The sequence below is a fragment of the Runella rosea genome, from assembly GCF_003325355.1.
GTDB lineage: Bacteria > Bacteroidota > Bacteroidia > Cytophagales > Spirosomataceae > Runella > Runella rosea.
In genome coordinates, this window is sequence record NZ_CP030850.1 from 6664396 (window position 1) to 6684849 (window position 20454).

A 20454-nucleotide genomic window follows, 5' to 3' on the forward strand; every position below is an offset into this window, starting at 1 on the left:
TACCTTTGTGCCATTAAAGGCTAACTCCCTTTCAAACTAAGATGCAACAGACACTCCAATTAACACTGCCGCCCGAGACGGCGATGGACGAAACGGCTTTTCGTCAATACATTGTTCAAACCCTTCATCTTCAGCATACAGATACCCTGACGGTTCGAAAAACCCGCCAATCCATTGATGCACGTTCGCGTCAAATCAAGGTAAATGTACAGGCAGAAATCTACGCCGACGAGACACCGCCGCCCGCCATTGCCTACCAAAAAGACTACCCTGATGTTTCCCAAAAGCCGCCTGTTGTGATTGTGGGCTGTGGCCCAGCGGGAATGTTTGCGGCACTGCGTTTGGTGGAGTTGGGTTACAAACCTGTATTGCTCGAAAGGGGCAAAGATGTTCGCGCCCGGCGGCGCGATTTGGCCGCTATCAACAAAGACCACATCGTACATCCTGATTCAAATTATTGCTTCGGTGAAGGAGGAGCAGGGACGTACTCGGATGGGAAATTATACACGCGCTCCAGTAAGCGTGGCGATATTAGGCGCATTCTGGAAATTTTTGTTGTGCATGGCGCGGCCGAAGAAATCTTGTATGATGCCCACCCGCACATTGGAACCAATAAACTTCCCCCACTTATCGCCGATATGCGTCAAAGTATTTTGAACGCGGGTGGTGAAGTACATTTTGAAACCAAAGTCACCGATTTTATTTTTGCCGCCTCGTCTACGAGTGCTAATCAACAGGCTGAAATAAAAGGCGTTGTCACTGCCGATAGACGAGAATTTACGGGCATTGGGGTGATTTTGGCCACGGGCCATTCGGCCCGGGATATTTTCGAATTGTGTCAGGTCAAAAATGTGTTGATTGAAGCCAAGCCCTTCGCGGTGGGGGTGCGCATTGAACATTCCCAAAAATTAATTGATTCGCTTCAATACCATCGCCCCGACCGTGGAGCGTATCTGCCCGCAGCCTCTTACAGTTTGGTGACGCAGTCGCAACATAAAAATGTACAGCGCGGCGTTTTTTCCTTTTGCATGTGTCCTGGAGGGTTTATTGTTCCAGCGGCTACGTCGCCTGGCGAATTGGTGGTCAATGGCATGTCGCCGTCGCGCCGTGATTCGCGTTTTGCCAATTCTGGCATGGTTGTGAGCATCGAAGACGTAGATTTGAAGCCGTATCAGGCTTTTGGGGCGTTGGCAGGATTGGAGTTCCAAAGAGCGATTGAACAAAGGGCCTGTGCGCTTACGGGCGGCGGACAAACCGCGCCGGCTCAGCGCGTGCTGGATTTTGTCAAAGGGAAAACATCACCTGAACTCTTGGATACGTCCTATCAACCGGGGCTTCTGTCAATGGATTTGCGAGAATACCTGCCCGACCACATTGCGGAGCCGCTCCGACAAGGATTGCAGGATTTTGGCCGAAAAATGAACGGTTACGTTTCCAACGAAGCCCAACTCATTGGGGTTGAAAGTCGCACGTCGTCGCCGGTACGGATTCCCCGTCACCGTGATACTGCCGAGCACCTTCAGACCCATCGATTGTACCCCTGTGGCGAGGGAGCTGGATATGCAGGCGGGATTATGTCGGCCGCGTTGGATGGGACTTTTGTGGCCGAACAACTGGTTAGCAAATACGGGAGATAAACCCGTTCATTCTTATTTTATCAACTCTCTTTTGCCCAAAATCAGTACGCTTGATAAATTGTTTTTGCAAAAATGGTTAGTTTATGAACTATCTATTACTTTAGCCAAAATAGAGTTAATAGATTTTTTATATTTTAATTTGGCCAATGCCTTTTAACGATTTTATCCATGCGCTTGATGCCCAACTCCGACAACCGTTGCCGGGGCAGGAGGCACATGTTAAAATGGCATCAGCTACGCGACTACGACTCAAGGTTCAGCCCAATGAAAAAACGCGTCGCTCCGCCGTGTTGATTTTGTTTTACCCGCATCGTGAGCATATTCTGCTTCCTCTCATTTTACGCCCTAAATACGACGGTGTTCACGCTGGACAAATGGCTTTTCCAGGCGGACGTTATGAAAAAACGGATGAAAATCTTATCCGAACCGCCCTGCGCGAGGCCCAAGAAGAAATTGGGATAAAAGCATCGGACGTGCAGATATTGGGAAAACTCACCGAATTGTTTATTCCTCCCAGCAATTTTTACGTGCTGCCTGTGGTAGGTAAGTTGGCTTACAAGCCCGATTTTTACCCCGACCCCCGCGAAGTCGAGGCCGTTTTGGAGGTAAATTTGAATGAACTTCTGGACGAGACCATCGTTGGCTTTACCGAACTTGACGTGCGCGGAGTCACCATTGAGGCGCCTTTCTACGATATTCAGGGGCACAAAGTGTGGGGCGCTACCGCCATGATGATCAGTGAACTCCTGACGGTGATTCGTCAATAAAGCTTCATTTAACAACTTTTAAGAAGGCCAGTTCGTCGCCTTTAGGCTGAATTTGCTATTTTTGGCACGCCTTTGGATAACTAAGGGGAAATAACCCATTTTTTTCGGCAAAAATCCCCTCCAAAAACTAACATCCAATATTCTCTATATGTCTAAATTTAATCGAATCAACACCCTAACCGGCTGGCTTGTTTTTGCGGTAGCGCTGGTCACTTACCTGCTTACCGTTGAGCGCACGGCCAGTTTTTGGGATTGCGGCGAATTCATCGCCTGTTCTTACAAACTTCAAGTTCCACACCCTCCCGGAGCGCCACTTTTCTTACTTATCGGACGCTTGTTTTCGATGATGGCCCTGGGCGATGTAACCCAAGTGGCTTATTGGGTCAACATCGTTTCGGTGATGTCGAGTGCTTTTACCATTTTATTTTTGTTTTGGAGCATCACGCTTTTGTCACGCAAATTACTTGGCAAAAAAGACGAAGAACTTAATTTGGGCGAAACCATCGCCGTGGTGGGTTCTGGATTGGTCGGTGCGTTGGCGTACACTTATTCAGATTCCTTTTGGTTTTCGGCGGTCGAAGCCGAAGTATACGGTTTATCTTCCTTTTTTACGGCCATCGTGATTTGGGCCGTGTTGAAATGGGAACGCATTGAAGATGACGCTGCGGCAAACCGTTGGTTGATTTTTACGTTCTATTTGGTCGGTCTTTCGATTGGAGTCCACTTATTGAACTTGGTCACCATCCCTGCACTGGCTTTGGTATATTATTTCAAAAAATACAAAAATCCATCTTTGTGGGGCGGTATCGCGGCTTTTGTAGGCGGTCTGGTGGTGTTGATGATTATCAACTCTGGTGTGATTGTATGGCTGCCTTCCACGGCTGGTAAATTTGAAATTTTCTTTGTCAATACCCTCGGGGCACCGTTCTCAGTGGGTATCGTTTTCTTCCTTTTATTATTCGTTGGAACCTTGATTTGGGGAATTCGTTATACGGCAAAAAAAGAAAAAGAAGTCTGGAATACGGCATTGCTTTCTTTTGCTTTTGTGTTGATTGGCTATTCGTCGTACTTCCTCGTATTGGTACGCTCCAATTTTAACCCTCCCATCAACGAAAACGACCCCAGCGACGTAATCAGCTACGTATCGTACCTCAAACGCGAGCAGTACGGAAGTCGTCCTTTGTTATTCGGGCCAGTATTTACGGCACGTCCAGTCAACTCTGAACAGGGAGAGCCGATTTACCGCAAATCAAATGGTAAGTATATCATTGCCGATTATCGTCCAGAATACGTGTACGAGAAAAATCAGCAGATGCTTTTCCCTCGGGTACATAGCAACCAAATGAATCACCCGCAGCTGTACCGTGATAAATTGGGACTGGCCGAAGGCCAAAAACCAAGCATGGGCGACAACCTAGCGTTCTTCTTTTCTCACCAGTTAGGACACATGTACTGGCGTTATTTCCTTTGGAATTTTGTCGGTCGTGAAAGCGACGAAGAAGGCGCTGGCGGTTTGCGTCCGTGGGATACCAACCAAGGTCTTCCCGACGTAATGGCCAACAACCGAGCCCGCGATAATTTTTACATGATTCCTTTCCTCCTTGGATTGCTGGGAATTGTAGCACAAGCATTCCGTCGTAAGCAAGATTTACTCGTAACGGGATTATTGTTCATGATGATGGGCGTGGCGTTGGTGGTTTACCTCAATTCTCCCCCCGTCGAGCCCCGCGAACGTGACTATATTTACGTGGGTTCTTTCTACATTTTTGCGTTTTGGATTGGTTTGGGCGTCATGTTTATTTATGACTTTCTGACCAAAATCCTCCCATCAGCGCCTGCTCGGGCGGGCTTGGCCACCGTTATCGGTTTGTCGGCACCGCTTTTGATGGGTGCCAAAGGTTGGGACAACCACGACCGAAGCAATCGTTATCATTCGGTTGATTTTGCCAAGAACTTGCTTAATTCCTGCGCTCCCAATGCGATTTTGTTTACGGGTGGCGATAACGATACCTTCCCGCTTTGGTACGTTCAGGAAGTAGAAGGTTTCCGTACCGACGTTCGAGTGTGTAACCTGAGTCTATTGGGCACCGATTGGTACATCGGCCAAATGAAGCGTAAGACCTACGAATCTGATCCATTGCCGATTTCGTTGGAATACGAAAACTTCGCGGCGGGCAAAAACGACATCGTGCCTTTCTATGAGATGCCAGCCGTTAAAAACGGTATCAACCTCAAAGAATACATGGCGTTGGTAAAACAAAATAACGCGGCCATTCAGGTGCCATTGACCAGCGGTGAGATGACCAGCATCCTGCCTTCGTCGGTCTTGGTGTTGGGTATTAACCCCAACGAAGTTCGTAAGATGAACATTCTGAAGCCTGAATTGTCGGCTTTTGTAAAAGATACCATGCAGTGGACCATGGGTAAGCGTGATTTGTACAAGTCAGACCTCATTATGTTGGACATCATTGCGACCAACGATTGGAAACGCCCAGTGTATTTCTCAGGAACTTTGACCAATGATAACTACCTGAATTTGAAAGAATTCATGCAGTTGGAAGGATACGCTTATCGTTTGTTGCCTGTTCGGGTTCCGGGTGCTTCAGATGGCTACGTAAATACCGACATCATGTCTGAAAACCTCATGAAGAAAACTTTCTGGCGCGAATTGGACAATACCAATGCTTATTACGATGGTACTTACAAAGGTTCGCCCGCATTCTCGGCTCGCATTGCCTTTATGCGTTTGGTTGATCAGTTGATTCGTGAAGGAAAAACCGAAAAGGCCAAAACGGCGCTTAATTTTATCCTCACTAAAATGCCGGATAAAACCATCCCTTACGATCAGATTACGGCCAACTACGTGAATTACTTGTTTGCGTTGGGAGAACCTAAAAAGGCCCTCGAAATCGCGGAAGTAATGAGCCGCCGTGCGGAAGATATTCTTAAATACAACCAACAGCACGGGGTGAATCAGGATACAAATATTCAGTTGTACATCTTGCAAACGCTCGCCAATGCCTGCCGTGAAGGGAAACAAGAGGCTCAAGCCAAGAAATACGAAACCTTATTGCAGCAATACATGACTGCATTGGGCGGCTAGAATCGTTGGTTTGAATTCAATAAAAAAGGTAGCGGGATTATCCCACTACCTTTTTTATTGAATTTTTGGTTGAAAGTTATTGCTTCGTTGCCCCCAGAAAAAGCAATACCCAGCCCACAATCATGAGGGTGCCGCCAATGGGCGCCACGGCGCCAAATGCTTTGATGCCTGTAAAGCAAATAGTGTAAAGAGAGCCTGAAAAAACAATGACACCGCCCAAAAATGAATAGCCAGCCCAATGGTACCACTTGGCAGAAGTAAGTGCCACATTTTGGAGCAAAATGCTAATAAGTACGAGCGCTAATGCGTGGTAAAATTGATACTTCACGGCCGTTTCAAAAGTGTCCATTCGCCCAGAGGCTTCGAGTGTGGGTCGGAGGGCGTGAGCGCCAAAAGCACCTATGGCGACGCCCAACGCGCCTAAAATGGCCCCCGACTGCAGAAAAAATTTAGTTGACATTACGGTAAATCAAGGTTTGTATCGCTGATAACTGAGAAGACTTGGCCCAAAAATAGCCAACATTGTTGACGCTCTGGTACGATTTTGGCTAAAATTCTAAATGAATTGTGCCGAATACTAACTGAAAGGGATAAAACACGAGATTTTATCACCATAAAATCCGTTTTTACCCTAATTTTGCGTTTATATGTCAGTTGAATAATATTGAGTAACAGTGATTTGGTCGCTATAAATAAACTAAATCATTTTTTGCCAAAAGAATAAAGTCTCAGCTTTGTATGGATGTTTCTGCTTTAAAGGCCCTTTGGGTTCATCGTTTTCGTAAATACACTTACATTTTGGGTGAATACGCGGGGGCATTGGGCGTAATTGTACGTTTCCTGATTCTTAAGATTTCGTTGAAAGGACGTAGAAAAATGGTGGCTATTTTGCGGACTGAGCATTTTGGTGACATTGTGGCCGCCGAGCCAATTGTCCGTCAAGTGCGGGCGCTTATCCCCAATGCTTACATCGTTTGGATTGTGCGGCCTGTATTTAAAGAATTGGTGGAAAGACACCCTGAAATTGATAGGGTATGGGCACAACCTTCTGTTTTACAGCGGATATTGGTGTGTGAGTCAGGTGTTTTTGAGCAGGTATATAACCTAGAATTTTGGCAGAGTAACCGAGATTCCGTAAGTGAGGATGTGCACGTCAACCGTGTGGCGGCACAAAAAGACATTACCGTTTTTAACTATTTCGAGAAAGGAAACCTGCTCTCCATTTTTCAGCAGTGTGCAGCATTACCCATTGTCGATGATGTGCCAAAAGTGTTTATCAACGATGCTGACCGCACGCGGGTAGAGGCGTTGCAATTGCCCAAAAAACTGGTTGTCATTCATTGCAGTTCTAACTATCCCGCCAAAGATTGGTCGGTAGAGAACTGGAATAAACTTGTCAACTGGTTAATGCACGAAAAAGGGTATTATGTAGCCGAAATCGGCTTAAAAAATGTCGTTGACAGTACGGATGCTCACTATTTGAATTTGTGTGGGCAATTTTCCATTTTGCAAACTGCCGAAATCATTCGACGCGCCCGATTTTTTATTGGTATCGACAGTGGTCCCGCGCATTTGGCCAATGCCGTTGGCACTTTTGGGATATTATTGTTTGGGCAGTTAAACAACTTTGATACTTACATGCCTTACTCGGGCCATTATCAAAATGGTACAAAAGCCCTGCTGATTCGGGAGCCGGGTAAGACTTGTGCAGAGTTGGATTACACATTGGTCAGAGGAGAGATTGAAACAATTTTTGACCGAATTCCCGAGGCAGCATCTGTTTTGTAGGACATTTGCTATCAATGAGTTAAAGAAAAATCCAAATTTTTGTTTCCAAAAGCACTTTCAGAATCGTAAAAATAGGCTTATCATTGTAGTAGATTTTGCCATATGGACAACGATAAATCATACAATTTTCTTCAAAAAAAATCTCTTGGGAACAGTTCCCGCCCCAATCCTAGCAATCGTTGGCTGGAGAGTGGGACGAGTATGGGAAAATTGCCCCCACAAGCGTTGGAGTTAGAGGAGGCGGTACTGGGAGCTTTGATGATTGAGAAAGATGCGCTCAATTCGGTCATTGATATTTTAAAGCCGGATAGTTTCTACAAAGAAGCTCATCAAAAAATATACAATGCGATTATTACTCTTTTTACGAATTCCGAACCCATTGATTTGTTGACGGTTACGACCCAGTTACGTCAATTGGGTACGCTTGAAGTGGTAGGAGGAGCGCAATATGTAACGTCGTTGACGACGAAAATTAACTCGGCGGCCAACATCGAATATCATGCTCGCGTGGTTGCCCAATCGGCCATGAAGCGCGAGATGATTACGGTGGCCTCCAAGATTTTACAGGACGCATTTGAAGATACCATCGACGTTTTTAACCTTCTAGATACCGTCGAGCAGTCGCTGTTTAAGATTTCAGAGTCGAATATCAGGAAAAACTACGCCGACATGAGTACGCTCATGAACGAGGCGTTGAAAGAACTCGAACGTCGCCGCGAACAAAAGGACGGTTTGACGGGGGTTCCTTCTGGTTTTACACAATTGGACCGCTTAACTTCGGGCTGGCAACCTACCGAATTAATCATTTTGGCGGCACGCCCTGCCATGGGTAAAACCGCTTTCGTGGTTTCGTCGCTTCGCAACGCCGCCGTTGATTTTGGGATGCCAGTAGCCATTTTTTCGCTGGAAATGTCGGCCGTACAGCTGGTTAATCGTATGATTTCGGCCGAAGCGGAGCTTGATAGCGAAAAACTTAAAAAAGGAAATCTTGCCCCCCATGAATGGACGCAGTTGCACCAACGTATCGACCGCTTGATGCGGGCGCCCATTTTTATTGATGATACTCCTGCGCTTTCTATCTTGGAACTACGCGCCAAATGCCGCCGCCTCAAGCAGCAGCACGACATACAGATGGTTGTGATTGACTACTTGCAGTTGATGCAGGGCGACGGAGGTAAAGGCGGTGGAAACCGTGAACAGGAAATTGCGTCTATTTCGCGGGCTCTCAAGAACTTAGCCAAAGAATTAAATGTGCCCGTGATTGCGCTGTCGCAGTTGAGTCGTGCGGTTGAGACCCGGGGCGGAGATAAGCGACCGCAACTGTCCGATTTACGTGAATCAGGCTCTATTGAGCAGGATGCCGACATGGTGGCTTTCCTTTATCGGCCTGAATACTACGGATTTACGCAAGATGAAGCGGGCAATTCGGTACAGGGTATTGGTGAGGTGATTGTGGCGAAAAACCGTAGTGGTTCGTTGGACACTATTCAATTGCGCTTTATCGGTAAATACACCAAATTTACTGATTTGGACGGCTATTATTCGGCCAACTCTGGTAATAATGCCCCGCTGAACACGGGTAGTATTCCTGCCTCTTTTGATACTCCTGCTGCTGCCGGAGGAACATTTCGAAGCAAAGCCAACGATTTGGGCGCGATGAACTTCCCGCCGCCAAATCCTTCGGAAGAACCTCCTTTCTAGTCGCACACCATGTGCATCAACCTAAAAACCTTCAATGATTCGTTCAGGGAGTGGAACGAAAAACAAACTACTTACGAAGAATCGTTTTGGTGGTCATCTGAATCTGACGAAGAATCAGTACCAGTTGAAGTTGTTGCGGGCACCCCTGAAAGACCGAACCTCCATGACCAACGAACCGACCCAAAGGTCGACCTCCACCTTAATGGGAACCTTGTTGGCATCATCGGAAACCCAAATTCGGATTGAATTTTCGCCTTTAAATAGTTGATTGTCAGGCATAAGAGGTGTTAGTTTTAATGCCTTTATTTTTCCGAATTTGGTCTTAATTGTGTCTTTGCCGCGGTATTTTACTTTTAATTTATAGACCGAAGATTCCAGAAAAGTAGGAACATCGACGACGTCGTTGGGTTGTAATTTGTTGAAATCTAACGTTCTCAAATAAAAATACCCGCTGATGGCATCCTGAATATGATTGGGAACGTCAAACTTTTTGCTGCCGTTTTCGTCGGTCACCACGGCATCGTCGGTGGCGTGATTGAAAAGGGTTGTTTCTACTTTTCGGTAATTATTTTCCTGAATATTCCGGTAAAATTTCTGCGATACAATGGCAGAGGTATCCATCCATGATTGCCATTCATCACGTACTTTGGCAAACCAACTGAAGGCCCCGAGTGTGGTGCCCACAATGCTTATTTTATAGCAAGGTCTACCGTTAACGTACTGAATTTGAGGGCTTACGTCTACCACGGCATCTGCCGCATTGAAAATGCCGTAATGAACACGATATTCAAAATGCTCCCCTACGCCAAAGCTAGTTTGAGCCACTCGGCGATAAGAATCTTTGGCATGAAAAGCCGGTAAAATCAGCAACACCCATAAGGCTATGACACTGCGTCGAAGCATACATTCATTGTTTTTGTTAACACGGCAAGTGTATTTTTGAGGTCTCGTTTAGGGTCTTTAAATGTACGATTAAAAGCCCGAAATGGTTTTTGAGGCAAGGATTTAAGGAGACGATTCGTATACACATCCAAATTTACAATTAAACGCAGATAGAAGTTCAAAATTGTTCCTAAAAGGAGGTAGGATACTTCGTTTTTAAGTACGAAAGATATGCACGAAAATTACCCTTAAACCTTTCGTTAAATTCTTTATTGAACTGATTTTGTTGAGAATGGTACGTAAGGTACCCGATAAAAAACGCGTTGTTGGGTAGTTTCTTGCCGCGCCACGGGTATTTTTTGCCAACCAATCCCCGCAAAAGCGTATCTGAACTTTGGACAATATGCTGGATTTTTGCCGTTTTGAGGCTGTCTTTGAGGGATGTAGCAAGTGAAGGCGCAAACTTTTTATAAAGGCTGTCCAATTGGTTAGCCCCGCGTACTATGTGCTGACTGAGCGCGTCGTTGTAGCGTTTTCGAAATTCATAACGTTCAAGCTGCGGAGCGTTTTTTCCGTATTTTGCTTCCATAAATCGCACCGCCCCGTAGTCGCCGACGAAGCTTGCCAGATTTTCATTTAATTCGAGATTATCCTTCACAAATAGCGTGCCGTGGGTCATTTCATGGATGATGAGGTTGGCCAGACTGCCTTCGCCACGGTAGAGCATGGAAGATAAAATCGGGTCTTTGAAAAACCCCAACGTACTCCAAGCCGATACTTCGTTGATTTGGGTGTCAAATCCTGCTTCTAGTAGCGTTTTCTCTTCGGTGTGGGCGCGGGTGGTATCAAAAAAACCTTTGTAAGCAAACGTCCCGATGATGGGAAAGCTCCATTGCTTGGGCTTCATTTGGAATTTTTCACAGGCGGTAAGCACCCATAAAATGGGTTTGCCCCCTTGGTCATAAAATTCGGTATAACTGCCCGAAGAATCCAAACCCAGCGAATCAATCGCAAATTTTTTGATTTCACCGATGAGTTTTAGCCGCTGTTTGAGCGAGTCGGGGAGGGTAGGGTCCTGCAAAACTTCCGAGACTGGGCGGGTGTTGAACAAAATGCTCACCTGGCCCTTGGCCTGCATGTATCCGTAACTGATTAGTTCTCGATAGATGATGCCGAGGATGACGAGTACAAGTAAAACAGCAAGGAGGGCTTTTTTGAGCATCTGGGGTGAATTGAGATTAACGTCCTTGCGGGATTCCTTTGGTTTCCCAAGCTTGTAAAATCTGCTTCAATTGCTTGTATTCAATCAAAAAACCGTCGTGACCGTAGAGTGAGTCAATTTCTTGGTACTCAGCATCAGGAATGTGTCGGGCGAGAAATTTTTGCTCACTGGGTTGGAATAAAATATCCGAACTGATGCCCACCACCAGCGTATGCGCTTTTACTTGCGAGAGCGCATTGGTAACGCTCGGACGGTTGCGGCCCACGTTGTGCAAATCCATCATGCGTGAGAGCGTCCAGTAAGAAAACGCATTGAAGCGGTGGGCCAATTTATCGCCTTGGTATTGCTGATACGTAGCCGCCCGAAAATGATCGGTTTGTTCGTTGCTGTCGCGGGCTTGGGTAAAGTCGTAGGTGTCATAATTGCGGTACGACAGCAGTGCAATGGAGCGCGCTACTTTCATGCCTTCGATGCCTGCGTCGGGGCGGGCTTCCTGCCAAGTGGGGTCGGCTTTGATGGCCATGCGCTGCGATTCATTGAACGCAATTCCCCACGGTGAGTGGAGGGCATTGGTGGCAATCAGGACCAGATTTTCGATTAAATCGGGTTTGATGATGGCCCATTCGAGGGCTTGTTGTCCGCCCAAAGAGCCGCCGGCCAAAGTATGAATGTGGTCAATACCGAGGTGTTCACGCAGGAGTTCAAAAGCGTAGATGTTGTCCCGAATGGTGATGTCAGGAAAGCTTTGAAAGTAAGGCGCTTTTGTTTTGGTGTTGATACTCAGGGCATTGGTGGAGCCGTAATGCGAGCCGAGTACGTTTACGCATATAATAAACCAATCCTTGGGGTCATAATGAAGCCCAGGGCCTACCAACCCATCCCACCAATCGGTGGGGTCAGAGCTGCCCGTGAGGGCGTGGCAAATCCATAAAACATTGCTGCTGTCGGCGTTGCGGGTGCCGTGGGTAGTGTACGCCAATTGGAAGCCTGCCAGTTCGCCGCCCAGTTCCAAAGGAAACGTGTAAGGATATTTGAATAAAGTAACTGCCAAGGTTCAAAAACAATTAAAAGTGGTTTTGTTGTTTCAGCGTTTTCAATTTCAAAGGGATAGTACTGGCCCAGTACATCTTAACGAAAAGATGACAAACGTGTGTTGCGCAAAAGGCGCATTTGTTTTTCCGGGAATCTTAACATGAATGTTTCGATTTATATCCCCTGAGGGTCGTTTTTGCGACCGCTTAGGTAGGAATTAGCACCTTATCTCGTGTATTTGGAAACAGGTTGCCAGAGGTTCGCGGAGCCTATTCTCTCCCCCCTTCTTTATAAATCAATCGCTGTGCGTATGAGAAGCAACTGACTTGATGGTGCAATATTACAGCGCAAAGGGCTGAATCCAAAATAAATCAGAAAAAACTCGTTGTTCCAATCCAAATTTCTTCATCTTATTGTAGATTTGTCGTAGCAAACTCTGCCCGTAAATATGGTTTACCGTTTTAAAAAAGAAAATGCAGCCCGCCGTCCGGGGGTGACTACCGTGGGCGATGCCATCAATAAAATGTTGGAAATTTACCGTCTGCGCGGGAAATTTGATGAGTCGTCGGTGAAAGTGTACTGGGAAAAACTGGTGGGCAAAGAGATTGCTTCGCGTACTTCAGATATTTACGTAAAAGACAAAGTCCTGTTTCTTCGACTGGACTCGGCCCCTCTGGCCAACGAATTGGTGATTGCCAAACGCAAACTCATCCAATCCCTCAACGACTCCTTTGGTTATGAATTAATTACCGATATTGTGTTTATTTGATGGCCTGATAGAATGCCTGCAAAATCATTTTAATCTTGCGCAAAGTGGTGATTTTGTTCAAAGAACGCTGAAATTGGCTTGGATTTGCTGACTTGCAGAAATGTTGAACTAGCGATTTTCCTGGCTGGGCATAACGTTTTGGGGCTTGGCGAAGTGGGGGGTGAAACACAAAAGCCCGAACGTCCGCCGATATAAATTGCTAATGCTCAATTACTTACTAATGTTCAAAAGGTTTCCGTTAGCCGAAACAAAAGTACAATAAAGTTACCAATGTTCAATTACTTTCGTCAGCCCCCACTTGCCACAAACCCATGTTGGCAGCAGTAGCTTGTTCTTTGGTCAGTAAGTTTTATATGTTATTCTTCTCTTCATTTCTAAAAATCTTTGTCCTCTTGAAGTTATGAAATATCTTTTTGTCCAATTACCTCTTTTGTCAAAAACATAAAAATATCTCTGCATACCTCTTTCAGACCTAGCACCTGTTATTACTGAATTTGGATCTTGGTAGTCTATTTCTTCAAAAACTGGGTTGCCCATTTTATCATAACTTATTGTGGTTTTTTTTGTAAGTCTTTGACAATCATTGTATAATAATTCTTCTTTTAACTGTCCGTTTTCATATTTAAATTCCAAACACACTGATTGATTAGTTTTAATATGGGTACTTTTGTATGAAATAAGTTTGCCATTATTTGAATAAACAAAATTATTTCTTAAAGAAACAGGATTAATTGTGTCATTGGAAAAGTATAGTTCTGATTTTGAAATTTTCTTTAAACTGTCAAAATTTGTTATAGTTATTGAAAATCCTTTTTTGTTAGTATAATTTTGTTTGACTTTAATCGAGTTTATTCCGTTAATATATGTGTAGTTTTCATCCATTCTCAGTTCGTTTTTGTAATAGTTAATCTGTCTTAAAAGATTTCCATTTTCATAAAAATATTGACTTCGCCATCCTGATTTAGTAAATATGTTCTTGAAAGAAATTAGTTTTATTTTTAAAACATCTTTCGAAACGGGTCTTACTTCGACAAAATCTTGTCCAAACGTGTTGCCAAAAATACTTATTGTTAAAAGCAAAAAGCAGTAAATTTTGAGTCGTTTTGTTTGTGTCATGCGGTTTCTTGCTATTGGTGCCTAACATCTGTATATACGCTACTTTTGGCGTATATACCTCCAAAACGAAGTATCTACGCCACAAACTCCCCCAAATATAAAAAACAGCAGGATGTTTCCAACCCGCTGTTGCTGAATGATAAAAAGATCCTTAGTGAGCCCTAAAATTCCATTTAGAATTATCGCTGTTGAAATCAAATTCTGCCAATGTCGGGGTGCTGTCTCCTGAAGAGACCAACGCTAACTTCTTGCCTGAATTGGGAACAACCTTAGGCATTATTCGGTAGGTACCATCCGTCAATTGATCGATGCGCCATAACTGTTCGGGCGCGCCTGTAAATGCTGGTACGGTGATTACTTCTGCATCGGCCGTGGCCGCTAATGCCCGATCGGTTCCTGCCAATACAATTTTATAGTACGGTCCGCCCAGATACCCTGTTGTATCAGGCGCATCCGTAATCGTCCATTGTTGATGGGGACGGGACATGTAGTCGCCTATTCTTACGTTAATGGTACCGGTGGGCCAGGTTTTCTGTACATCGGCTAATTGCTGCGCCGGAACGGGTTTTATGGGTTCATTATTGGGCTGGTTAAATCCTCGTGGTGCGTTTGGCATTCTGGTAAAATCAACGGCCAATTCCAATCCATAACCTCTTCGTACGGATTCAATTTCATACGTGCCTTCTCTAAACTTTTCTCCGGCCACAGGCCACCCATCTTTCCAAACCACCGGAAGGATACCCAATACACTTCGACCGCTTTGCGCCAGATCAGCTTCATAATGGATGGACATTTTTTCAACTCCCTGCTCCAAAATGATGTGTCCAAAATGCCCGGGGCCTATTAATCCTCCACGGGTAGCAACCACCATTTTACCGCCACCTTCCAACATGCTTCTTCCGACATTGTCAAGGTAAGGGCCAGTTATTTTTTTTGAACGACCCACCACCACATTGTAGGTAGAGTTGGCTCCGTCGCAGCAACTGCCATGCGTGGCCAGCAGGTAGTACCAACCGTCACGGTAGACCAACGTGCTGGCTTCGCATACGATGGCTACATCGACGGGTTTATTGCCTGCCTTTAGTTTTCCCGTTTTGGGGTCTAATTCTATCAGACGAGTGAATCCAAAATACGTACCGTAGGTTAGCCAAAGACGTCCGGTAGTAGGGTCTAGCATCACACCGGGGTCAATGGCGTCGTTTTCTTCGTAGCCATCCGACGTTGCCACGACAATCGGTTCAGAATATTTAAAGTCAGGAGACTTGGGGTCCAATGTCTTGTTCCACATGGTCAAAATAGCCCCTTTGTGGTTGGGTGAACCGCCGGTTGCGCCGTAGATGACAAGGTAACGATCCCCGAGTTTGATGACATCAGGAGCAGCCCCACCCCCCGGTCTCACCCCGCCGCCGTGCCATGTCCAGCCATCGTTGGAAATTAATCCGCCACCGCCGGTGCCGAAGGTGTAATACTTGCCGTCACATTCAGCGATGGTTGAGGGGTCATGGATAAAGGGTCTTCCAACCTGTGCTGATACTGTTTGTGTTATTAATAAAGCTACTACCGTTGTCAGGGCGGCTACTTTCATTCTTTTCATGTACAGATTTATGTTCATTACCTTAAACAGATAGATTCCTAATTATTCGTAACTGATACTGAGGTTTTTTACGGGCGCTCCTTTTTCATCTAAAAAACGAACACAGAAATTAGCCATCCCCGGTCCGTTTATTACCGCCCCACGGACGATGTTCTTTCCCTTTTTTAGCGTTAACCGTGCAGAGGTGCCATTATCGGCAATCATATCCCTGTCGCCTGAAAGCAGCAATGCTTCCTGACCATTCAGCCACCACATGCTTCCTGAATTGCATCCGGCAGCCATCCTAACGTTTTTGATTTCTTCGGGACAATTGATGACCGTAACTAGCCAGACAAGTATGCCGTATTTGGGTTTGTTAAGGGCGTAGGTAAAATGGTATAAATTAAAGTTGAACGCCTTGCTGTCCAACGCATACCATTTCAGTTCCTGATTTCCCACTTTTACCGTTTCACCATTTTTGGGAACGGTGGTATAATCGCCCGAAAAATTATCGGTAGAAAATGTTGTTTTGAGGTAGTTGTCGGTGAAAATATTATTCCTGACAATATCTTTTTTGACCGGTTCTAGCACCAGCCAACGTTGAATAAACCCCTTGGCATCCGTTGTTTTTGCGGCGGCAGAGGCGGGCGTGAAGTGTTTGGAAAGGGTATGGGTCGTATCGCCTTTTATCGGTATGGGAGGGAGGGGTATTCTTTGTCCCGGACCTGGGCCCTGTGCCAAAGTACTTATTTGTAATCCTGATAAAACGACAAAAATGATAACCAAAAACAAGGGCTTGAGTTTGTTGTTCATTGCAGATTTCTTTCGTAATAATTGTTGCTTCTACATTAAGCACAGTTTACGCAAACCTACTCAACAACGGGGCTAAAATGGGGCTTGGCACTATCGGCCCATGAATTGGTGATTGCCAAACGCAGACTCATCCAATCTCTCAATGATTCCTTTGGTTATGAATTGATTACCGATATTGTGTTTATGTAAGTTATGGCCTGTTGATGAGCCTTTTTACTTCGTAAAACATCCGTTCGGCCACACGTAAATCTTCAGTGACGATTTCGGCAGAGGCATTTAATCCATTTTTGAACGGAAGCGTTTTGTGCGAAGAGGTCTGTAACCCTTTGGGCAAAGAGATGATGGCCCTAAAGGTGCTGTCGGAGGAGGGGATGCTGGCAATATGTTGAACTTTTCCTTCGACGATTCCGAATTGCTCATACGGATAGCTCTGAAACTTCACCAATACCCGCTGTCCGGGCTTGACTTTTCCTGTATTGGTTTGAGGGATGTGCGCCTCCCCAAAATAGTTTTTCTGCGAAGCTCCAATGTGAAACAGAATCTCGTCATTTTTAACGGTCTGGTCTTCCTGCCAAAGTGCCGCAAAAGTCACGCGCCCATCTTTGGGGGCGGTGAGCAAAAAACGGGCTTTCCATGCTCCAATTGCCGACCGAAATGTGCTGATTGCTTGGGTAAATTGTGCTTTTTGGTCGTTGGCCTGTTTGCTGAGTTCAGCCAATTCTTTTTGTTTTTGGGTTTGTGCGGTTCGATTGCCAGTGAGGCTCATTTCTAGTTGCTTCAAGGGCAATTGTTTGGCCAAGTAATTTCGTTCCTCGCGGTTGTATTCTACGGGGGCAATCACTTTTCCCGCAAAGAGTGTTCGATGCATTTCAAATTCTTTTTCGGCCAAAGCAAGTTCCTTTTTTTGAATGTCAAGCTGCTCCGTCAATTGGGCACGGTTTTGTTGTAAATCGGTCAGTTCGGCGTGTAAGAAATTGGTTTTTTGGAGGAGGTAGCCATTGGCAAAAAGCGTAGCGGTCTCGGAAAACTGTTGCATAAATGTTTGATAGTCGGCCTGTAACTCCCCCAGTTGACGAAAGTCTCCGGGGTGGAAAGAAGCAAGGGCTTCAAAACGTTGTGCTTGTACCCACTGGGCCAAGGTTTCCAGTTGTTTCTCCAGCGTCAATACTTCGCGGTGCGAAGCTGTGCTTTCCAAATAGGCCAACAACTGCCCCCGCTGCACGTGCTGATTATCTTTAATCCACACTTTGACCAAGCGACCGTTGGTTTTGGCTACTACGGGTTTGGTACGTCATCTGACGTGAGCCGAAACGGGGCGATGACTAGCTCGGGGTAGTGAATGAACCAACTTAAACCTATGATTCCAACCAAAATCACGAGAAAAAGCGTATTGCCCCAGCGAACAGCCCACGGGGGAGCGTGGCCAAGCACTTCCTGAATTTCTTCACTGCGAAGTTCCTCAAACAGCGCAGCACCTTCGGGGCGGTCGGTGAATAAGTGATTTTCTTCCTTTGTCATTTCTATTATTTTGTCATTTCGTAGAAATCCAACCCCTTTCCCTTCAATGACTCACAGCTCCAATTGATTCTTTACCAACTGATAGTAATCGCCCTGCTGTGTGGTTAAGTTCGAATGCGTCCCAATCTCCGTGATTCTGCCTTTGTCGAGCACCACAATCTGGTCGGCATTTTTTACGGTGCTCAGTCGGTGCGCTACCACGATGACTGTTCTGTTTTTGAAAAATTCATTCAGGTTTTCTACAATCACGGCTTCGTTGTGGGCATCAAGGGCATTGGTAGCTTCGTCGAAGAAAATGTATTGCGGGTCTTTGTAAACGGCTCGGGCAATGAGCAAACGCTGCTTTTGCCCCTGACTGACCCCCATGCCTTCAGCGCCGATCTTGGTGTGAAAACCCAGCGGTAATGATTCGATAAAATCGAGAATATTGGCAACTTGGGCGGCCTGATAGAGTTTTTGGCGATCAATGATTTCTACGCCCACGGCGATGTTGCGGGCAATGGTGTCTGAAAAAATAAATCCATCCTGCATCACTACACCGCATTGTTTGCGCCAGTATTTGTGACTGATGTTGTTTAACCCCACTCCGCCGATGAGGATTTTACCTTTGGTAGGGTCATAAAAGCGCAGCAATAATTTCAACAGGGTGGTTTTGCCGCTGCCGCTCATGCCCACAATGGCGGTGGTTTTCCCCTGCGGTATAGTCAGGTGGATGTCGTTCAGTACGGGCTCGTTGCCCGCTCCTCGGTACGTAAATGACAGGGATTGCATGGAAAGAGTTTGGGAGGTGGGCAGTTCCACTAAGCCCTGCCCCGTCTCTTCGTCTTCCAGTTCGTAGATTTCATTCAATCGTTCCAAACTGATTTTGGCATCCTGCCCCGACTGCACGAGGCCGATGAGCTGCTGGAGCGGGGCGTTGACTTGCCCGATGATGTACTGCACCGCCAGCATCCCACCCAGGGTAAGCTGCCCGTTGATGACCGCCTGGGCCGACAGAAAAGTGATAAAAATGCTTTTGCCTTCGTTGATAAACAACGCGCCCGCTTGTTGCCACTGCGACACGGTCAAGCCTTTCATGCCGAGTTTGAACGATTGGGTTTGCAGTTGTTCCCACTGCCAGCGCATGGGAGTCTCCGCACCCGCCAAACGGATTTCGTGCATTCCCTGAATGAGTTGCACCAAGGTGCTGTTACTCTTGGCGGAGATGCTAAAACGCTGATAATCTAATTTTCGACGAAATTTCAAAAACAACACCACCCAACCCGCGTAGAGCACCGCCGACAGCATCAAAACCCCAAAAATAGTGAGATTATAAAAAGCCAATACCGCCCCGAACACCAGCAAATTGAACAACGAAAAGAGCGTGTTGAGGGTCTGACCCGTGAGAAACTGCTCAATGCGATGATGATCACCAATCCTTTGCATTATATCGCCAAACTGCTTGGTATCAAAGAAGGACAGTGGCAAACGGGTGAGTTTGATAAGAAAATCGGAGAGCAGCGACAGATTGAGCCGCGTACTGAGGTGCATCAACAACCATGAACGTATAAACTCTACCGAGGTGCGCCCGACGGTCAGTGCCAACTGGGCCAATAAGACCAACAAAACAAACGAAGGGTTGCGGGTTTGAATACCTACATCCACCACCGACTGCGTCAAAAAAGGAAAAATAAGCTGCAACAAACTCGCCACCAACAGCCCCACGCCCAACTGCCCCACCAAACGGCGATTTTGATAGAGATACGTGCCCAAACGACCGGCTCCTAACCCTTTTTCTTCGCTGGTGCGACCATTCGATTCATGCTCTTTTCCGAATTCAGGCGTCGGTTCCAATAACAACGCCACGCCCATTTTTTGACCGTTGGAAATGGTGGTAGCCCATTGTTTTTCAAACTCCTCACGGGTGTAGGTGATAAGCCCACGGGCGGGGTCAGCAACTTGAACCTTAATTTTAGAAAGTTGCTGCTTTATGCGTCTATTAAAAAATGAAAATGGCTTTACCCCAACCCCACAAACCACCACGAAATGATTCTGACTCCAGTGGACAATACACGGGAAGGCGTTTTCCTGAATGAGTTTTTCAAACGGAATTTTAACCGCAACTGTACGAAACCCGATGCTCTCGGCGGCTTCTGAAATCCCCAATAGATTGACCCCATCTTTGCCAATCTGCGTACGTTCCCGCAATGCCTGCGCCGAGTAACTTTGTCCGTAGTACTTAGCCACCATGCGTAAGCAGGTAGGGCCGCAATCCATGGCATCGTGTTGCTTATAAATGGGGAAAGATTTCATAAGCCTTTAAAAATTTGGTTACCATGGGCAGGAACGTAAGTTGAATGTTTCGGTGCACTAGGCAGGAGTTCCTGCCGCCTGATGTATCGCGGTCCGACGTTTCGGTCATGGTATCGTGTTGCGATTCGACGGTAGAGGGGAACTTTTTGACCATTCTTGATAAAAGGTAATTTTTCCCAAATGAATGAACCTACCTAACGATTAACGGAGTATTCTGATGGGTATTGAGCCAAAGCATACC

16 protein-coding genes and 1 riboswitch are annotated in these 20454 nt (G+C 46.0%); of the genes, 6 read left to right on the top strand and 10 right to left on the bottom strand.

All coding sequences use genetic code 11. The features are described 5' to 3' along the window. Window positions 1-41: 41 nt before the first annotated feature. The 3 genes from DR864_RS27540 (at window position 42) to DR864_RS27550 (ending at window position 5507) form a co-directional block, all read left to right on the top strand. Window positions 42-1637: an NAD(P)/FAD-dependent oxidoreductase gene (locus DR864_RS27540; protein ID WP_114069986.1), complete on the top strand. Its 1596-nt coding sequence runs from the start codon at window positions 42-44 to the stop codon at window positions 1635-1637. Window positions 1638-1783: 146 nt separating this feature from the next. Continuing rightward, a complete protein-coding gene (locus DR864_RS27545; protein WP_114069987.1) occupies window positions 1784-2404 on the top strand; it encodes an NUDIX hydrolase in 621 nt (206 codons plus the stop codon). A gap of 148 nt (window positions 2405-2552) precedes the next feature. Beyond that, window positions 2553-5507, top strand: coding sequence for a glycosyltransferase family 117 protein (locus DR864_RS27550; RefSeq protein ID WP_114069988.1), 2955 nt, complete (start codon window positions 2553-2555; stop codon window positions 5505-5507). Window positions 5508-5583: 76 nt separating this feature from the next. Here DR864_RS27550 and DR864_RS27555 read toward each other — a convergent pair whose 3' ends face one another. After that, window positions 5584-5967, bottom strand: coding sequence for a DUF423 domain-containing protein (locus tag DR864_RS27555; protein ID WP_114069989.1), 384 nt, complete (start codon window positions 5965-5967; stop codon window positions 5584-5586). 278 nt (window positions 5968-6245) lie between these two features. On the opposite strand from DR864_RS27555, the gene DR864_RS27560 reads away from it, so the two are divergent. Together DR864_RS27560 and dnaB are read left to right on the top strand one after the other, a co-directional pair. Then, window positions 6246-7295 carry a glycosyltransferase family 9 protein gene (locus DR864_RS27560; RefSeq protein WP_114069990.1) on the top strand — a complete coding sequence of 350 codons (1050 nt, stop codon included), beginning with the start codon at window positions 6246-6248 and terminating at the stop codon, window positions 7293-7295. Window positions 7296-7397: 102 nt separating this feature from the next. Next, entirely contained in the window at window positions 7398-8996 is a 1599-nt protein-coding gene (dnaB, locus tag DR864_RS27565; protein ID WP_114069991.1) for a replicative DNA helicase, read from the top strand. A 114-nt stretch (window positions 8997-9110) separates the two neighbouring features. Here dnaB and DR864_RS27570 read toward each other — a convergent pair whose 3' ends face one another. From DR864_RS27570 to DR864_RS27580, 3 genes are all read right to left on the bottom strand, one after another. Continuing rightward, entirely contained in the window at window positions 9111-9899 is a 789-nt protein-coding gene (locus DR864_RS27570; protein ID WP_114069992.1) for a DUF3108 domain-containing protein, read from the bottom strand. A gap of 169 nt (window positions 9900-10068) precedes the next feature. Continuing rightward, entirely contained in the window at window positions 10069-11100 is a 1032-nt protein-coding gene (locus DR864_RS27575; RefSeq protein ID WP_114069993.1) for an aminopeptidase, read from the bottom strand. Window positions 11101-11116: 16 nt separating this feature from the next. Then, the gene (locus tag DR864_RS27580) at window positions 11117-12151 is read right to left on the bottom strand and encodes a homoserine O-acetyltransferase family protein (RefSeq protein WP_114069994.1); all 1035 of its coding nucleotides are present in this window, start codon (window positions 12149-12151) and stop codon (window positions 11117-11119) included. A gap of 152 nt (window positions 12152-12303) precedes the next feature. Beyond that, window positions 12304-12429, bottom strand: a riboswitch (SAM riboswitch). Between the two features lie 151 nt (window positions 12430-12580). Between DR864_RS27580 and DR864_RS27585 the strand changes: the two genes are divergently transcribed. Further along, window positions 12581-12901, top strand: a complete 321-nt coding sequence (locus DR864_RS27585) for a DciA family protein (RefSeq protein WP_114069995.1) — start codon at window positions 12581-12583, stop codon at window positions 12899-12901. A 339-nt stretch (window positions 12902-13240) separates the two neighbouring features. On the opposite strand, the gene DR864_RS27590 is transcribed toward DR864_RS27585, so the two are convergent. From DR864_RS27590 to DR864_RS27620, 6 genes are all read right to left on the bottom strand, one after another. After that, a complete protein-coding gene (locus tag DR864_RS27590; protein ID WP_114069996.1) occupies window positions 13241-14017 on the bottom strand; it encodes a hypothetical protein in 777 nt (258 codons plus the stop codon). A gap of 151 nt (window positions 14018-14168) precedes the next feature. Next, window positions 14169-15611: a family 43 glycosylhydrolase gene (locus DR864_RS27595; protein ID WP_114069997.1), complete on the bottom strand. Its 1443-nt coding sequence runs from the start codon at window positions 15609-15611 to the stop codon at window positions 14169-14171. Between the two features lie 42 nt (window positions 15612-15653). After that, window positions 15654-16403 (bottom strand): acetylxylan esterase, encoded by a 750-nt coding sequence (locus tag DR864_RS27600; RefSeq protein ID WP_114069998.1) that lies wholly within the window; start codon window positions 16401-16403, stop codon window positions 15654-15656. Window positions 16404-16593: 190 nt separating this feature from the next. Further along, window positions 16594-17649, bottom strand: coding sequence for an HlyD family secretion protein (locus DR864_RS30495; RefSeq protein ID WP_229599600.1), 1056 nt, complete (start codon window positions 17647-17649; stop codon window positions 16594-16596). Window positions 17650-17678: 29 nt separating this feature from the next. Further along, window positions 17679-17921, bottom strand: coding sequence for a hypothetical protein (locus tag DR864_RS27615; protein ID WP_114070000.1), 243 nt, complete (start codon window positions 17919-17921; stop codon window positions 17679-17681). Window positions 17922-17972: 51 nt separating this feature from the next. Beyond that, on the bottom strand, window positions 17973-20213 hold the full coding sequence (locus DR864_RS27620) for a peptidase domain-containing ABC transporter (protein ID WP_114070001.1): 2241 nt from the start codon (window positions 20211-20213) through the stop codon (window positions 17973-17975). Window positions 20214-20454 lie beyond the last annotated feature (241 nt).

Coding starts and splice junctions, on each gene's coding strand:
- DR864_RS27540 (WP_114069986.1), top strand. CDS start 42: ATGCAACAGACACTCCAATTAACACTGCCGCCCGAGACGGCGATGGAC.
- DR864_RS27545 (WP_114069987.1), top strand. CDS start 1,784: ATGCCTTTTAACGATTTTATCCATGCGCTTGATGCCCAACTCCGACAA.
- DR864_RS27550 (WP_114069988.1), top strand. CDS start 2,553: ATGTCTAAATTTAATCGAATCAACACCCTAACCGGCTGGCTTGTTTTT.
- DR864_RS27555 (WP_114069989.1), bottom strand. CDS start 5,967: ATGTCAACTAAATTTTTTCTGCAGTCGGGGGCCATTTTAGGCGCGTTG.
- DR864_RS27560 (WP_114069990.1), top strand. CDS start 6,246: ATGGATGTTTCTGCTTTAAAGGCCCTTTGGGTTCATCGTTTTCGTAAA.
- dnaB (WP_114069991.1), top strand. CDS start 7,398: ATGGACAACGATAAATCATACAATTTTCTTCAAAAAAAATCTCTTGGG.
- DR864_RS27570 (WP_114069992.1), bottom strand. CDS start 9,899: ATGCTTCGACGCAGTGTCATAGCCTTATGGGTGTTGCTGATTTTACCG.
- DR864_RS27575 (WP_114069993.1), bottom strand. CDS start 11,100: ATGCTCAAAAAAGCCCTCCTTGCTGTTTTACTTGTACTCGTCATCCTC.
- DR864_RS27585 (WP_114069995.1), top strand. CDS start 12,581: ATGGTTTACCGTTTTAAAAAAGAAAATGCAGCCCGCCGTCCGGGGGTG.
- DR864_RS27590 (WP_114069996.1), bottom strand. CDS start 14,017: ATGACACAAACAAAACGACTCAAAATTTACTGCTTTTTGCTTTTAACA.
- DR864_RS27595 (WP_114069997.1), bottom strand. CDS start 15,611: ATGAAAAGAATGAAAGTAGCCGCCCTGACAACGGTAGTAGCTTTATTA.
- DR864_RS27600 (WP_114069998.1), bottom strand. CDS start 16,403: ATGAACAACAAACTCAAGCCCTTGTTTTTGGTTATCATTTTTGTCGTT.
- DR864_RS27615 (WP_114070000.1), bottom strand. CDS start 17,921: ATGACAAAGGAAGAAAATCACTTATTCACCGACCGCCCCGAAGGTGCT.
- DR864_RS27620 (WP_114070001.1), bottom strand. CDS start 20,213: ATGAAATCTTTCCCCATTTATAAGCAACACGATGCCATGGATTGCGGC.